The organism is Indolivaga capnocytophagoides (genome assembly GCF_036511535.1).
Lineage (GTDB): Bacteria > Bacteroidota > Bacteroidia > Bacteroidales > Dysgonomonadaceae > Dysgonomonas_A > Dysgonomonas_A capnocytophagoides.
Genome location: NZ_AP028867.1, coordinates 3,440,392 through 3,456,244, shown reverse-complemented (window position 1 = coordinate 3,456,244; position 15,853 = coordinate 3,440,392). Strand labels below are relative to the sequence as shown.

16 protein-coding genes and 1 tRNA gene are annotated in these 15,853 nt (G+C 38.1%); 9 read left to right on the top strand and 8 right to left on the bottom strand.

Features of this window, described 5'->3' with window-relative positions; translation table 11 throughout:
- Positions 1-2: 2 nt before the first annotated feature.
- From AABJ51_RS13935 to AABJ51_RS13910, 6 genes are all read left to right on the top strand, one after another.
- Positions 3-587 (top strand): phage tail-like protein, encoded by a 585-nt coding sequence (locus AABJ51_RS13935; protein ID WP_338372986.1) that lies wholly within the window; start codon positions 3-5, stop codon positions 585-587.
- Positions 588-869: 282 nt separating this feature from the next.
- Positions 870-1,481, top strand: coding sequence for a hypothetical protein (locus AABJ51_RS13930; protein ID WP_338372985.1), 612 nt, complete (start codon positions 870-872; stop codon positions 1,479-1,481).
- A 21-nt stretch (positions 1,482-1,502) separates the two neighbouring features.
- Complete coding sequence (gene argB, locus AABJ51_RS13925; protein ID WP_338372983.1) at positions 1,503-2,270, top strand: acetylglutamate kinase; 768 nt, start codon at positions 1,503-1,505, stop codon at positions 2,268-2,270.
- Between the two features lie 3 nt (positions 2,271-2,273).
- Positions 2,274-2,876: a peptide deformylase gene (gene def / locus AABJ51_RS13920; RefSeq protein WP_338372982.1), complete on the top strand. Its 603-nt coding sequence runs from the start codon at positions 2,274-2,276 to the stop codon at positions 2,874-2,876.
- A gap of 80 nt (positions 2,877-2,956) precedes the next feature.
- Positions 2,957-3,029: transfer RNA gene (locus AABJ51_RS13915), tRNA-Pro, on the top strand.
- 169 nt (positions 3,030-3,198) lie between these two features.
- Entirely contained in the window at positions 3,199-3,825 is a 627-nt protein-coding gene (locus tag AABJ51_RS13910) for a TetR/AcrR family transcriptional regulator (protein ID WP_134437357.1), read from the top strand.
- A gap of 29 nt (positions 3,826-3,854) precedes the next feature.
- Here AABJ51_RS13910 and mutS read toward each other — a convergent pair whose 3' ends face one another.
- The 3 genes from mutS to AABJ51_RS13895 all read right to left on the bottom strand — a co-directional run bounded on the left by mutS (position 3,855) and on the right by AABJ51_RS13895 (position 9,239).
- Positions 3,855-6,437, bottom strand: coding sequence for a DNA mismatch repair protein MutS (gene mutS, locus AABJ51_RS13905; protein ID WP_338376009.1), 2,583 nt, complete (start codon positions 6,435-6,437; stop codon positions 3,855-3,857).
- Between the two features lie 363 nt (positions 6,438-6,800).
- Positions 6,801-7,712 (bottom strand): hypothetical protein, encoded by a 912-nt coding sequence (locus tag AABJ51_RS13900; RefSeq protein ID WP_338372981.1) that lies wholly within the window; start codon positions 7,710-7,712, stop codon positions 6,801-6,803.
- 612 nt (positions 7,713-8,324) lie between these two features.
- A complete protein-coding gene (locus tag AABJ51_RS13895) occupies positions 8,325-9,239 on the bottom strand; it encodes a hypothetical protein (RefSeq protein WP_338372980.1) in 915 nt (304 codons plus the stop codon).
- Positions 9,240-9,430: 191 nt separating this feature from the next.
- Between AABJ51_RS13895 and AABJ51_RS13890 the strand changes: the two genes are divergently transcribed.
- The gene (locus AABJ51_RS13890) at positions 9,431-10,075 is read left to right on the top strand and encodes a hypothetical protein (RefSeq protein ID WP_338372979.1); all 645 of its coding nucleotides are present in this window, start codon (positions 9,431-9,433) and stop codon (positions 10,073-10,075) included.
- Between the two features lie 3 nt (positions 10,076-10,078).
- On the opposite strand, the gene AABJ51_RS13885 is transcribed toward AABJ51_RS13890, so the two are convergent.
- The 5 genes from AABJ51_RS13885 to hemG form a co-directional block, all read right to left on the bottom strand.
- On the bottom strand, positions 10,079-10,600 hold the full coding sequence (locus tag AABJ51_RS13885; protein ID WP_026627246.1) for a DNA-3-methyladenine glycosylase: 522 nt from the start codon (positions 10,598-10,600) through the stop codon (positions 10,079-10,081).
- Positions 10,601-10,608: 8 nt separating this feature from the next.
- Positions 10,609-11,406 (bottom strand): tRNA threonylcarbamoyladenosine dehydratase, encoded by a 798-nt coding sequence (locus tag AABJ51_RS13880; protein WP_026627245.1) that lies wholly within the window; start codon positions 11,404-11,406, stop codon positions 10,609-10,611.
- A 24-nt stretch (positions 11,407-11,430) separates the two neighbouring features.
- Positions 11,431-12,378 carry a putative 2-dehydropantoate 2-reductase gene (locus AABJ51_RS13875; RefSeq protein WP_338372978.1) on the bottom strand — a complete coding sequence of 316 codons (948 nt, stop codon included), beginning with the start codon at positions 12,376-12,378 and terminating at the stop codon, positions 11,431-11,433.
- Between the two features lie 176 nt (positions 12,379-12,554).
- Positions 12,555-13,214 carry a uracil phosphoribosyltransferase gene (gene upp, locus AABJ51_RS13870; RefSeq protein WP_026627243.1) on the bottom strand — a complete coding sequence of 220 codons (660 nt, stop codon included), beginning with the start codon at positions 13,212-13,214 and terminating at the stop codon, positions 12,555-12,557.
- 167 nt (positions 13,215-13,381) lie between these two features.
- On the bottom strand, positions 13,382-14,761 hold the full coding sequence (hemG, locus tag AABJ51_RS13865; protein WP_338372977.1) for a protoporphyrinogen oxidase: 1,380 nt from the start codon (positions 14,759-14,761) through the stop codon (positions 13,382-13,384).
- 210 nt (positions 14,762-14,971) lie between these two features.
- Here hemG and AABJ51_RS13860 point away from each other — a divergent pair, with 210 nt between their 5' ends.
- Positions 14,972-15,376 carry a helix-turn-helix domain-containing protein gene (locus AABJ51_RS13860; RefSeq protein ID WP_338372976.1) on the top strand — a complete coding sequence of 135 codons (405 nt, stop codon included), beginning with the start codon at positions 14,972-14,974 and terminating at the stop codon, positions 15,374-15,376.
- Between the two features lie 62 nt (positions 15,377-15,438).
- Positions 15,439-15,801, top strand: coding sequence for an arsenate reductase family protein (locus AABJ51_RS13855; RefSeq protein ID WP_026627240.1), 363 nt, complete (start codon positions 15,439-15,441; stop codon positions 15,799-15,801).
- The last annotated feature ends 52 nt before the right edge of the window (positions 15,802-15,853 follow it).

Sequence of the window (15,853 nt, the reverse complement as noted above, 5' to 3'; positions counted from 1 at the left end):
ATATGAAAAAGATAAAATACACAATACTGCTGTTACTGGTTTCGGTGACGGTAATACAAGCTCAAATCGGTATCAATACCGAATCGCCCGATCAGAGTACTTCTTTGGAAATAACAAGTCCAACAAGCGACAACAGGGGATTACTAATCCCGCGAATGACCACAGCACAAAAGACGGCTGTCTCCGCTCCGGCACACAGTTTACTGGTATATGATACCGACAAGAAGTGTATCTCTCAAAACTTAGGGACAGCAGCTGCTCCTCAGTGGACTTGCCTGACATTGTTTAACCGCAAATTCTTCTATATGCCCTCAATCAATATATCTACAACCACATTAGGTACTGCAACCAAAGACCTTTATGCACAATATAAGACAGAGTATGGATCACCTATGTACAAAAGTACGGGAGCACCGTCGGCAATACCGCACTTTGCGTCAGCGTCCGATTTGTTTTATTATGTAACATATCATGATCCGTCACGGATTACCATAAACAGTATCAGTGCTGCCGGTGTAATGAATTATACAACAATCAAGAAAGCAAATTACGATGATTATATAAATATTGTATTTGTCGTGAAATAAGTTTTAGACGGGCTATAAGATTCGGGCGGATAAGAGAAAACTTATCTGCCCGGATTTATTTTATCTATACAGAAAAAGTCCTCAAAATGGTTCTGAAAATTCAGGAGAAGCAAAAAGGTATCATTCGAAAAAGAGTGATCTGGCTGTTACCTTTGTTACCTTTTGAGTGAGTTAATAAGGATATCTGAAATTGAGAACTGCTGACTATGAACTGATTTCAGTGTTACTTTTGTTACCTTTTTAATGCAAACACTGTATCTTTAAGGTCTAAATACAACAATTATGAAGAAGATAGTATATATACTTGCGTTATTATCTGGTTTATCAGCTTGCAGCAGAGCTTCCAAAACAGACCAAAATACGCACGAAAACACAACAAAAGACTCAGTCCGAATCACAGAAAAGGTTCCGGATGAGAAGAAAGAAGAAAAGCCAACCCGTGAATCTCTAGAAAAATATTTTTCAAACGAAAAAGGCTGGATACAGATCCATAATGCTCTGTCGGCCGACCAGACCGGACTGTATATTTATTTTCAGGCACCGGACGATGTGGCACGCAATCTCAGGTTACGCATACAATATCATGGAGCTGCCACTTATAAATTTACAATAGACGGTAAGCAGTATACCTATAACGCCAACAGGTCTCAGAATGCAAACGACAGTCGTTTCGTTGAAAATAACTCTGCAAATTGGTATGATGATACTGTAAAGAAAGACGACCTGAAATTTTTAGAGGCTCTTGCATCTTCGAAGAATGCCCGTCTTAGCATCGGTGGATCTGTAATAGAGATCAGCAATCTGACAAAGCAAAATATACAGCGTACACTCGATTATTTCGAATCAATGGACGGACTATTACCTAAAACCAACATGGTAAATATCCGCAGATAATAAAACATAAGAATAATAGCTATGAATAAACTTACAGTTATTAAAGTCGGAGGAAAAATAGTTGAAGAAGAAGAATCTTTAAAACAACTACTTGATGATTTTGCCCGGATCGAAGGACATAAAATATTGGTACACGGTGGAGGACGATCTGCAACAAAAATAGCCGAACGGCTGGGCATACAAAGCAACATGGTAGACGGCAGACGCATCACCGATGCTGCAACCCTTCAGATAGTGACTATGGTATATGGGGGACTTGTAAATAAAAATATTGTTGCCCGATTACAGGCTTTGGATGTAAACGCTCTTGGATTGACAGGTGCCGACATGGATGTAATCAGGTCGGAAAAACGTCCGGTAAAAGAAATTGATTACGGCTTTGTAGGAGACGTCAAATATGTAAAATCGGAGACTTTACAATGGCTGATCGATAAAGATATAGTACCCATTATGGCTCCACTTACCCACGATGGAAAAGGAAATATCCTCAATACAAACGCCGATACCATTGCAGCAGAAACAGCTCAGGCAATGTCTGCCCATTATGATGTGACATTGGTTTACTGTTTCGAGAAAAAAGGGGTATTAATGGACGAGAATGATGACAATAGTGTTATTTCGAGACTTGATAAAGAATTGTATAAAAAATATATCGACGAAGGTGTTATTACGGGAGGTATGCTTCCTAAGCTCGATAATGCATTCCGCTCTATAGAAAAAGGAGTCAAGGCTGTTATAATAACTCAGGCATCGGAGATCGCAAAGGATAGTGGAACACGTATTATCTGAGGTATGAAAAATCTGCTGATTCTTCTTTTTACATTCTTATCATTCAATATTATGGCTCAACTGACATCAGACGAAAAGAATCTGATAAATAATGGGGACAAAACTCTCCCATTCGACGTTTTGAAAGTGACCGATAAGCAGGATTCTTTATTCTTGAGAACTCCATGCCGGGATTTCGATTTGACGAAAGATAAAGAAGATATAGGTTTATTGATCGATCGGCTTAAACTCACTATGGCTGTAGAATCGGGAGTAGGCATAGCTGCACCGCAAGTCGGCATCGGACGTAATCTATTTTTGTTTATGAAGATTGACCAACCCGAAAAAACGGTAATAGCTGCCATAAATCCGAGAATCGTAAATCATCCTGAAGAAACTATCTGTTTTGAACGTGACGGTTGCCTTTCAATTCCGGGTATCAGCGGTAACTCTATACGGTACCCTTGGGTCGATGTCGAATACACTAACGAAGAAGGTCTACTTGTGAGGGAACGCCTCGAAGGGTACAGCCGTGAAGGAAATTTTACGGGAGTCATATTTCAGCATGAGTTTGATCATTTGCAAGGAGTTTTATTTATTGATAAGTTGTGTGCTGAACAAGAATAAATCTTACTCTTAGCTATTAAAATTTGATTGTTTTTTTGCTAAAAAATAGAATAACTTTTACCTTTGTACAGCCAATAGATCGGGATGTAGCACAGTTGGCAGCGCGCCACGTTCGGGACGTGGAGGTCGGACGTTCGAGTCGTCTCATCCCGACTGATAACAGTCTAAAGTGTAAAATATAAATACTTTAGACTGTTTTTATTTTATAGATAAGCCCTAATTTAGTATAGTTATAATAAAAACAACATATTTTTCTTTTTAGCAAATAATTTATAAATTTGGGCAACAACAATCAAACACTCACACCTTTAATATTAAATCAGTGGAAAAACAAATGAATCCGTCACGTAAGAAAATACTGGACAAATCTTTCGGGCTTTTCTTAAATGAAAATTACGACAGTGTGACAATGCAACAAATACAGGAAGCATCGCAAGTATCAAGAGGTGCGATATACCATCATTTCAAAAGCAAAGAAGACATTTTCAAGGAGATCGTAGATATCTATCTTCTTCCTATCTTTTCATCTTTCTCCAGCATAACAGAAGAAGAAAAAGGAACGTTGCTCAATACCATATATGCATCAATTAAATGCCGTCAAAACCACCAATTGGTACTGAAAGAAGTCGTTCCTTTCAAAATGTCGGACTTTTACCTGTATAAGTTTATATTTCAGGCAACAGAACAATACCCCGAATTTAGTGAACAGGTAAACAGCCTTTCTGAAAAAGAATTTAACGGTTGGCGAAACATCATACAAGCCGCTATGAGAACCGGAGAAATCCGTTCGGATATAGAACTCGATTATGTGGCACAATCCCTTATGACAATTCCTTTAGGACTGGGCGTTTTTTCGGCTTTCAGTAATTATATAAATATCAATACCAAAGACATCCGAACTTCTTATCTGAAATTCTATAATCTACTGAAAAAGAATAGTTTCTTATAAATATCGCAAAAAATAAAGGCTTTACACCTTTATTTTCCCGATACTATTTTCTTGATCTCGTTCAACTTATTCAAAGCTTCGACAGGAGTAAGGTTATTTACATCCAGAGACTTGATTTCATCCCGTACCTGACTCAATACCGGATCATCCAACTGAAAAAAGCTTAATTGGTAACCTTCACGCTGTTCGTTAATCTCTGCAATGGGTTTAGATATTCCCTGCTTACGATTATCCGTTTCTAACTGTTTCAGTATCGTATCAGCTCGTTTGACAATGCTTTGCGGCATACCGGCCATCTTCGCCACATGGATACCAAAACTATGCTCACTGCCCCCTTTAACCAACTTACGCAGGAAAATAACCTTGTTGTCGACCTCTTTAACCGACACATTGTAGTTCTTGATCCGCTTGAATGATTTTTCCATTTCATTCAATTCATGGTAATGAGTCGCAAATAAGGTTTTAGCTCTTGCCTTCGGATGCTCATGTATGTATTCGACAATAGCCCAGGCTATGGAGATACCATCATAGGTACTTGTTCCACGTCCCAACTCATCGAAAAGAACTAGACTACGGCTCGACAAGTTGTTCAGAATGTCAGAAGCCTCATTCATTTCCACCATAAAGGTAGATTCACCCAGCGATATATTATCGGAAGCTCCCACTCGTGTAAATATCTTATCAACAATACCTATCTGAGCCGATTCGGCAGGGACATAACACCCGATCTGAGCCATCAGATTGATAAGGGCAGTCTGGCGAAGCAATGCCGACTTACCGGCCATATTGGGTCCGGTGATAATAATGATCTGTTGCTTATTGCTATCCAGATAAACATCATTTGCAATATATGTCTCACCCAAAGGCAGCTGCTTTTCGATAACGGGATGGCGTCCGTTCTTTATGTTCAGAACATCAGAATCTTCTATATTCGGACGGATGTACTTGTTCTGCTCTGCTGTTTTTGCAAATGACAGCAGGCAGTCGGTACGGGCTATCAGATTGGCATTGACCTGTATAGTAGGTATGTAATCGACAAGACTCTGCACCAAATCATTATATAGAGTTGTCTCAAGACTTAATATCTTTTCTTCTGCACCCAGAATTTTTTCTTCGTAATCCTTTAACTCCTGAGTGATATAACGTTCGGCATTAACCAGCGTTTGCTTACGGATCCAATCGGCCGGAACTTTATCTTTATGAGTATTGCGGACTTCGATATAATAACCGAATACGCTATTGAAACTGATCTTAAGCGACGGAATACCAGTTGTATCTATTTCCCGTTGCTGAATATGCAGCAGATAATCTTTTCCCGAATATGCAATCTTACGTAATTCATCCAGATCGGCATTAACTCCGGACTTTATAACACTGCCCTTGTTAATCAATGCAGGCGGATCATTTTGGACTTCTTTCTCAATACGGTCTCTTATTATCGGGCAAGGGTTCAACTTCTCTCCTATTGCTTTCAGGCTTGGCTCATCCGAATTAAGGAAAGCTTCTCTTATAGGTTCTATTGCTTTCAATGCCACTTTCAACTGTACAACTTCACGTGGAGTTACACGACCTACAGCAACTTTAGAGATAATACGCTCCAGATCGCCTATCAATGACAGATGTTCCTCTAAAAGCTGTTTCAAAGAAGGATCTCTGAAAAAATATTCCACAACTGCTAAACGATCATTTATCGGCTTTACTTCTTTCAGCGGAAATACCAGCCAACGCCGAAGCATACGTGCCCCCATCGGTGAAATAGTTTTATCCAGAATATCGAGAAGTGATTTACCTCCCTCATTCATTGTTGAAATAAGCTCAAGACTACGGACAGTAAATTTATCAAGACGCACATACCGGTCTTCCTCTATTCTCGACAAGGTCGTAATATGAGATATCATAGTATGCTGAGTAGCATCCAGATAATGCAGTACTGTACCTGCCGCAATAACTCCGTCAGTCAGATGCTCTACCCCGAAACCCTTCAGATTCTTAGTTTCGAAATGCTTCAATAGACGATCACGGGCAGCATCTTCGGTAAAAATCCAATCATCAAGTTCGAATGTAAAGAAACGTGAACCGAAATACTCTTCGAACTGCTTCTTATTACTGCGCTCGATCAATATTTCTTTTGGTGAAAAATTAGACAAAAGCTTGTCTACATATTCTTTATTACCTTCTGCTATAAGAAACTCTCCGGTGGATATATCAAGGAATGAGATTCCGAAATTCTTTTTAGCAAAATGCAGTGCACAAAGAAAATTATTCTCTTTGTAATTCAATATGTTATCATTAATCGATACACCGGGAGTCACTAATTCAGTTATTCCGCGCTTCACCAGTTTTGTCGTTTGCTTCGGATCTTCTAATTGATCGCAAATAGCAACACGCTTTCCGGCACGTACCAATTTCGGGAGATAAGTATCAAGCGCATGATGCGGAAATCCGGCTAATTCTACATACTGAGCAGATCCGTTTGCTCTTCGGGTAAGTGTTATTCCTAATATCTCTGCTGCATCAATGGCATCTTGCGAAAAAGTCTCGTAAAAGTCACCGACACGAAACAATAATATAGCATCGGGGTGTTTCCCTTTAATTTCGAAGTATTGCTTCATCAAAGGTGTTTCGGCTATCTTTTTTGACACGATATTTTATTTTTTTTGATTAATGGTAAGGTTCCAAACCTGTTTATACTTATTCAAACAAAGATAAAAAAAATACTGCGAATACATAATTTAAGGTCTCAGACCTTTTTATTACCCCTTGATCCTTCCCCCATATATATTTCTCTGGCCTCTGTGTTATCAAAATACCTTCAAAAAAAGGTTACAACAAAATCTTATTTTTAGAGGTAATAACTTTTCCTTTTATCGGTTTTCTTCTGATATCTAAAAATCTTTTTCGGTATAGATAAAAAAGACAAGCCTTTTAGAGTAAGGCTTGTCTTTTTATTAATTGTTAATGCAATACCTCAAACATCACAAATCCTTTATTTTTACCCACGAACCACCCTGTCTCTGAGGAAGAGTTGGCGCACCATTACCAATGCCAATATAACGAGAATCAAATGTTACGGGTAGTGCAGTTGTATTTGTATTTGAATTTATTGACAATCCTATGTAAACATTATTTCCTGTAACAGCATCTATTGCGATGGTCTGATTTATGGTTATGGCATAGCTGCAGTTTGGAGACACTTCGGCCATCGAAATTCCATACTGCTCAAAAGAACCTCTGAATCGGTTTTCCGTCCAACCTATATTTATATTAGAATTAGTCATCAGAGATGCAACTACAGATTCGACTTTGTTTTCGTGTCCGGTCATTGCTGTAGTATTAAAATAGAATCTTACGCTTATAGAAAGCTGATAAACACCCGTACCCGGTAAAGATATGCAATAAGGTGTTCCATTGCTGTTGAGAATAGTTCCACATCGACCAAATACATAATTGGCATAAGGGCTTGGTGCTTCAAAAGCTTTGAAAGCAGCTTTTAATCCATCTACATACAGAATATCAGAGTATAACAAATTACCCGATTTCCAGATTCCAATTCCATTGGCATCAGATGTTAATACTTTGTCTGCTCCTTGACTGCCATCAGCCAGTTTGAAACCTGTAACAGGATTTGCTGCAGTACCACCTGTTTGTATTTCCAGTTTCTGCGTAGGATTTACAGTTCCGATACCAACATTACCCCTCGAATCAATAATAACATCATCGAGAGCCTGCGCTGCTGTTATGGTTCCGGATGAAGGATTGGTGGTTGCAGTTGAAGAAGCTGCATCAATGTGCAATGCACCACGTGGATTTTCGGTATTAATACCTATCTGTGCTTGTGCGGATGCGATTCCGAAAACTCCGGAAATAAGCAATAGAATTTTTTTCATTGTCGTTGATTGTTGTTTATTTAAAAGTAATTGTTGTAGTCTAAAAGGCAGATGATGAGATATAGCTACAGCATCATGCTGCAAGCAATGTGGTTGCATTTGTGTACGACATAGCTATGTCCGGTATTTGTACGACAACAAGTGAATAATATTTTACCGGACACGGCCTTGTCTAGCCAACTTACTTCGAAATTGGTATAACTGCTTAGTGTAGCTGCAAAAAGGTTATTTGCAAATATGAAAGTATACAGATAAAATGGCTCTGCCCTTTTGGAATTTATAATTCTAAAGAACAAGGATTCTAAAATTATTTTATTATTTATTGCGCCAGATGTGTGTGTGTGTCTCTCTCTCTCTCTCTCTCTCTCTCTCTCTCTCTCTAATATTTCACACGAGACAGACAAATCTGAATTGTTAATATTCTGAATTATTTTTAAATACATTATTTCTCCATATACTTTTAAGGTTTCAGACCTTGAATATTAAGAAACAAATGTAAAAAAACAGAAGGAACCAGATATTACAAAAGCGACAAACAAGGGTATTCTGTATACAAAAGCTCTGTTTCTGTATACATCCTTTATAAATTTAGTAGAAACAAAATCAGAATTCTTAAAGGAACTTTCCGTCTGAAGAAACAATTATATCCCTTTCAGAAGTTTTTATTACGATAGAATTTTGGAAAATCGCATCATTAATTGAACGAGCCGGATTATTATGCGAAGCCTTGCCTTTCCCTATTTTATAAGTATCGATTATTTTCCCGTTTTTATTCTTACTTACAAGTACCGTAACCAACTTATTATTCAATATTTCCAAATAAAAAGACAGCTGAATATTTTCAGAATAAAAAGATTCCAGCGGTTTTGTCCAATTATTAATATTCAATAGGAACGGCTTATCTTCAGTAGGATATAATTCCTTGTTTTTAATCAGTGAAGGCAGGTAATCAAGATCGAAAAAACGAGAAGAGAACACACATGTATCTACTGATTCAACAACAGGATATCCATCCTCATTTATCAAGAAGTCCACTACTGCTTTAACCGCTACCGGAGTATTGTATCCAGATGAACTGCAACACTCCGACCAGAATATATTCGTTTTGATTGTTTTATTTTCGATTTCGAAAAACTGATTAAATATTCCGCCATCGCTATCCGGAGCATTTTCGATTATTATTTCCTGTAAGTCGGCTGATAAAGGGTGTTGATCTCTGAATACAATAATAGACGAATATTCTAAATTCTGATCACTCAACATACGGTGAATTAGAAATAAATCGTCTCCATTGTTATTCTTCATTACAGCTATAGCATATATTTTTTCTTCGGGCTTATCGGTAAGATACAAACTTTGGGTAAATGAGTTTCGGGGCAGTTCCAACCCCTGTGACGAATCATAATATAATTCACCGAAATAAGATCTGAATTGAGCGTAATCAAAATCAATTACAGTTGCCTTTTGCGAATAAGCAAATATACAACTCAGTATATAGAATAAAAGTAATATGTATTTTCGTTCCATTTTAAGGTTTCAATCTTGTTTTAAGGCCACAGACATCTATTTATTTGTCCATCCAAGTATAAGCAATAAAAGGATCGAGACCTTATACTTAAGACTGCAATAAAAATAAGAATAATATGTTATTAATATATAATCAGGAAATATAAAAACTTTATTTTTATAACTTTGCTTGGTCTAGTTATATAGGTTATATGGATTTATTGCTACAACACATACATCAGGAAACAGGTATTGCCCAATTTATCGAAACAACTGCTTCTAAATATAATTTACCGGAAGAAACTCTTCTCAAATTTACAGATGCAGTTATTAGTTCACTTTTAGGTGCTATTTTACTGCAAGGAGATACCCCCGAAACGGAGAAACTCCTAAGTTCCTACTATTCCGAAATATCAAAAGATCATATCGAACCTGCAAAAAGAACGAATTTAACAATTGGAATATTAAATAAGATTTTCAATAATAAATTAACAGAATTCTATTCTATATTATCCGAATATAACAATATCGAATTGAAGAATATAGATGACATGACTATCATTCTTTCCGAATTGTTTATAAAACAGATACCCCGTTTTATGGCTTCTGAGAAATACTCTATAAACGGATTGCTCGGACATCTTTTGGGTGAAAGGGATTATTTTATCGATCAGATACCTGATGCTGTAATATACCTGCTTAATATATCTTCTAAGCACAATATAGGTCAAAATATATCGGCGGACGCCGTTGTTGTGAGTAATGCTGTACGTTATACTCTCTTACGTGAAAAAAGAGAAAGTGAGGAAGCCAACAGAAAAAAAAGCTGGTTCGAAAAGATATTTAAAAAAGGCTAATCTTCACTTAGAGTCTTCATCAACAACAAATCTCCATTCTAGATCTCTCCATTCTCCGGCATAATCAATCCCTATACGTGGAGTTGTTTTATAAAGCGGCTTGTCATCAGAATCTTCGAACCATAATCTGTCACTTATCAGAAAAGATTCGCCATAAAAAGACGCATCCAGTTTCAGAAATTTACCGATCCGTCCGGGACCCGATATCTCTTTAACACCCCTGATGAGTACAGCCTGAGGGCAATCTTTCTCTCCGGTTACGACATTCAACAGCCAATACATACCGTAAATAAGATAAACATATATGGTACCCGGCTCACTGTAAAGCACTTCGGTACGCTTAGTCCTCCCTTTAGCTGCATGGCAGGCTTTATCTTCTTCCCCGCGATATGCTTCGACTTCTGTTATTTGAAAACGGTGAATATCTCCACTGTCGAAACGTCTCACCAAATACTTTCCAAGAAGATCGGGTGCTACATCCAATACATCTCTTTCGAAAAATTCACGGGGAAGTCTTTTGTCCATACCTGTACTTATTCTTTACAGATATCTTTCATCACCAATCCGGCAATAGTAAAGCCGAATATGGCTGTTATATGTGCAAGCGTTCCGTTTATCTGCGCTTTCATACTGCACCACTCGTGATTGACTAAATCAGGATCGCCGGGTCCGTTTTTCGATCTCGGACAAAGGCAGGCTTCTGTTCCACAAGATTCATTCGCACCCCTGTTGTCGAGAACTTCCTCGCTGTATACACAAAGAAATTTACGGCTCGGTTTTCTGCTCTTCCTGAATTTACGGCGCAAGGCTGCTCCAAGCGGGCATCCTTTTACCTTCCAGAATTCGGCAACCTGAATCTTTGTCGGATCCATCTTCAAAGCCGCACCCATCGATGAAAAGAATACAGCCTTGGTTTGTGTAGCCCGTACCATCAGATCCATCTTGTTACTCAAACTGTCTATGGCATCTATAATATAATCGTACTTATCCAATTCGAACGAATCAGCGGTTTCGGGGCTGTATATCTGCTGTACTGCCGTAATCTCGGCTTTGGGATTGATTTCGAGTAAACGTTCTTTCAAAGCATCTACTTTTACCTGCCCCACAGTCTTTGTGGTTGCAAGCAGCTGACGGTTGATATTAGTAACACAAATACGGTCGGAGTCTACAATAGTAAGCTGTCTGATACCCGAGCGCACCAAGCTTTCGGCACACCAGCTTCCGACTCCTCCTATACCGAAAATAATAACACGCTGCGAGGCTATTTTATCCATCAGGGAGTTACCCAGCAGCAATTCGGTACGTTTAAAAATTCCTTTTTCTATGCCCATACAGGTTTAAAGTCAAAGACCTATTTATATAGTTGATTGTATAAATTTCAATTGTTTTTCTAAAACAGCTACACTTGCCATCGAATAACCACAACTTGCGGCATATTCTACGGGACGCGTATAAAGATATTCTATTTCCATCTGACGTTTCGAGTCGAAATCGACTTTCATACTTGGTGAGTAAGGTGTCATATGCTCCGTCATATGCATTATTTCATCGGCATATTCAGTCGGAATCAGGTTCTCCACCAAATCAGATTTATTGCCTGCTTCTATAACTTCTATCATCATCCGGTGAAGTAGTTGTCTCATATCCGCATTGGCTATCAAAGCATCTGTTGTGGTATTCATTACCACTGTCATTCCATTAAAGGGAATATTCCAGACAAGCTTTCTCCATCTGGCATTTTTAAGCTCAAGCACTTCCGCCTCTACTCCGGCATTTTCAAGATCGGAACATACTTGCTGCAATACCGAATCATCTGGACAAGAGTACGACCCTACATTGAGCTTTCCGAAATCCAAATGAGCGATGTGCCCGGGAGCGGTTTTATTTGCGCAAATAAATGCAAGCCCGCCTGCAATATGTAAATCCGGGAAATCTTTCTGAAGGTCTTCTTCTACTCCCAGCCCGTTTTGAATCATCAAAACTACTGTATTCTCATGCAATAAGGGAGGTAAAATATGTTTCAGGGTTTTATTTCCTGTCGATTTCAGACAGACCAATACCACATCACACTTCGGCATACTGTGCGTATTGTTGTAAGCATGTACTTCGGGCAAACAAAAATCTCCACTTATAGAGTCTACTTTCAGACCATGCTCTTTCACAAAATCATAATCGGAACGAAACAAAAAATGCACGTCTTTTCCTGCTTTTGCAAGCATACCTCCGAAGTATCCTCCGATAGCTCCGGTTCCAATGATTCCATATCTCAGGGTTTCGGTTCCATTGATTAGTTTATCAGACATATATAAGTAAATGAAAGTATTTGAAAGATAAATTTTTAAGCCATAACAAGCTCAAGATGATAGGTCTTCGACCTTTAAAAAAGAAAAACACAAAGCGCGTAAAACTTTCGGTTTCACAGGTCAACTTTGTGTTTCGGTTTATATCAATTCAGGGACAGATCGCTCTGCAACCCGTTTTAAGAATCCTTTTCTCCGTAAGCAAGGTCTCCGGCATCTCCTAATCCGGGAACGATGTATGATTCTGCATTCAATGTAGGATCAATAGCAGCAGCCCATATAGTCGTATTTGCATCAGGAAACTTCTCTTTGCAATAATCTATCGCCTGCTGACTCGCTATAATCGTAGCGATGTGTATATGCCGTGGAGTTCCTTTTGTCAATAACGCATGGTACGAAAGTTCCATACTTTCTCCGGTAGCAAGCATCGGATCGGTCAGCAGCAATACTTTATTATCCAATCGGGGCGATGCTATATATTCGATACTCACATGAAAACTCTGATGATTTTCGCGGTATTTCCGATAAGCTGATACAAAAGCATTCTCGGCATAATCGAAATAATTCAAGAAACCATGATGAAACCCAAGTCCGGCACGTAAAATAGTTCCGATAACCAATTCATCCGTATGTAAAAAAGATGGAGCTATGCCAAGCGGTGTTTGTACATCATGTTCGGCAAAAGTAAGAGTCTTGCTTATTTCATAAGACATTATCTCTCCTATTCTCTCCAGATTCTTACGAAATCTCAGTCGGTCATTCTGAATATTTACATCGCGAATCTCACTCACAAAACGACCCAAAATAGAATTTTGAGTCGAGAGGTTTATTATTTCCATAAAGTAATTTTAGCTGCAAAGATAGAGCGAAAATATCAAAAGACCTTATGCATAAGTATTTTTTAGCATATCGAATAAATTAACTCTATATTATTCAACATGTTATTAGGAAACATAAAGTATTTAACCACATATTTTTAGCAATAAAAAGGTCTTAAACATTATTTTCAGACATGATGCACGGCAGTCTTCCACACAAGCGATTCGGCTATATCATACGCCTGCTTCACACGGTCGGCAATACCTATACCATTACGCAAATTCCCAGCTATGTATAATCCGTCGTGTTCGTGTTCTATTTTTGCAATAGAAGAAAGCCTCTCTCCGGTCGAAATTTCATACTGGGGAATAGCGTGTTCGTGTCTGAATATTTTCATAAAACTGATTGCAGATGAAGGTATTGCAAAAAGATCCAGTAATTCTTCATGCACAATATCCGTTATTTTCTGATCACTTAAAGTTATAAATTCGGGATGGTTAGTTCCTCCAAGATATATAGCCAGAGTGGCATAACCTTCGGGAGCCCTGTTCGGAAAACAAAAAGAAGGAAATAAAACACCCAGCAGCCGCCTGTTTTCTTTTTGAGGGATCAACCCTCCGAAAGATACATAACGGTCGTTTATTGCTTTACGTTCTACTCCTACCGCTACCTGAATCACTTTGGCATAAGTCAGATTCGAAATCTTTTTCATCTCGAGGGCAGAAACGAATGGCAGCAAATCGGGTAAAGCATGAGCCCCTACCGTAGTCACTACCTTGTATGAAGGTTGAGACATAGACTGTCCGTCTTTCTGAAAAGTTACTTCAAATGAATCATTTACTTTTTTTATTTTGATATCATGTGCTCCACAAATGATATTTTCTTTTCCGATTTTTTCTTCTAACTTTTCAATAAGCGAACTGAATCCATATTCTCCCGAAAAAACTTTCCGTGTTGCTTTGTTATCTCTCAGACTCTTAGGCTCAAGTCCTTTTTTGAATGATCCTCCAATAAAACTACCGTATTTTTGCTCGAGTTTATACAGTTTAGGCAAAGCATAACGAGTGATAAGCTTTTCGGGATCTCCTGCATAAATACCTGATATAAAAGGATTAACTGCATAGTCAACAAAAGACCGACCAATCCGTCTTTTTGCTAAAGAAGCGACCGATTCATCAGGGTCTGTTCCACGTTTACGCAAAGGCTCAAAAGCTATCTTTATCTTATCCCAAAAGTCGAATAATGGAGTTTTCAAGAAACCTACTCCCCCACTTGGAAGAGCATACCAATTATTTTTTTTGTAAATCAATCGTTTCTCAGCTTCACTGTTTGCAACAAGAGGTTCTATTCCTAGCATTTCAAAAAGTTCGGCTGTTTCGGCATTTCCTATCACTCCGGTATTAGGCCCTTCTTCAAATACAAACCCATTTTCGGAGTGAGAATACATAGCCCCTCCTACCCTGTCCTGCTTTTCAAGAACAAGAACTTTTTTACCTTTTTGCTGTAAAAAGAAAGCGGTGGACAGTCCGGTTAACCCTGCCCCTACTACGATCACATCATATTCCATCCGATAGTTTTTTTGTAGTAAGTAAAAGTAGTCATTCGACAAAATATACACAATAGCCAGATATAGTGATTCGGAATTAACAATGCATGCTTTTATTACATCAAGTAATCAAAAACAACTAATACAATTGAACCTTTTTCAATCACCGATTCATATTATTAACCCTAAATACTTATTTTTGTAAATAAACAAATTCTTAAATGGAAAGGTATGGAAGAAACAACTGCAAAAAAGAGTAATCACGGACCAAACGTCCGGCGTTGGAGAGAATGGCGGAATGTGAATCAGGATACACTTGCAGAACAGATAGGTGTATCGCAGGCAACCCTTTCGAGCTATGAAAAAAAGGACAAACTGGAGCAAGACATTTTAGACAGGATTGCGAAGGCTCTGGATATTCCGGTAGAAGCCATTACCGAACTGGAACAGGGTGCATCTATAAATATTGTTTCCAGTACATTCCAAGATAATTCTGCAGTCAATCACTACACATTTAATCCTATAGAAAAGATTGTAGAGCTTTACGATGAGAAAATAGCTTTGTACGAAAGAATGCTCAAAGACAAAGAAGACGCGATTTCGTTATTGCATGAAGTACTGAAAGAAAGGAAATAAAAAAGAACGCTCATCTATACCAAAGTAATAAATTAGGTCTGAGACCGTAAAACAAAATAATAATGGGGAAAATACTATTTGTTCAATATCCAAAATGCGGAACCTGCCAAAAAGCAGGCAAATGGCTTAAAGAAAATAATATAACTGTAGACAGCAGAAATATTGCTGAAAATAACCCTACAGACACCGAACTTACCGAATGGATAGAAAAGAGCGGATTGCCGATTAATAAGTTTTTCAATACATCCGGAAAGATATACAAAGAACAAAATATTAAAGAACGTGTAAAGAACGATTCAACAAAAGACCTTATCAAATTGTTAGCTACAAACGGGATGTTAGTAAAACGTCCTATAATTGTAACTGATAAAGCCGTTTTAGTTGGATTTAAAGAAGATGAATGGAAGGATTCCTTACTATCGTAGTATACAAGCTTAGTTATATATAAGGATCAATAGCTGATAACAAGTCTGAACA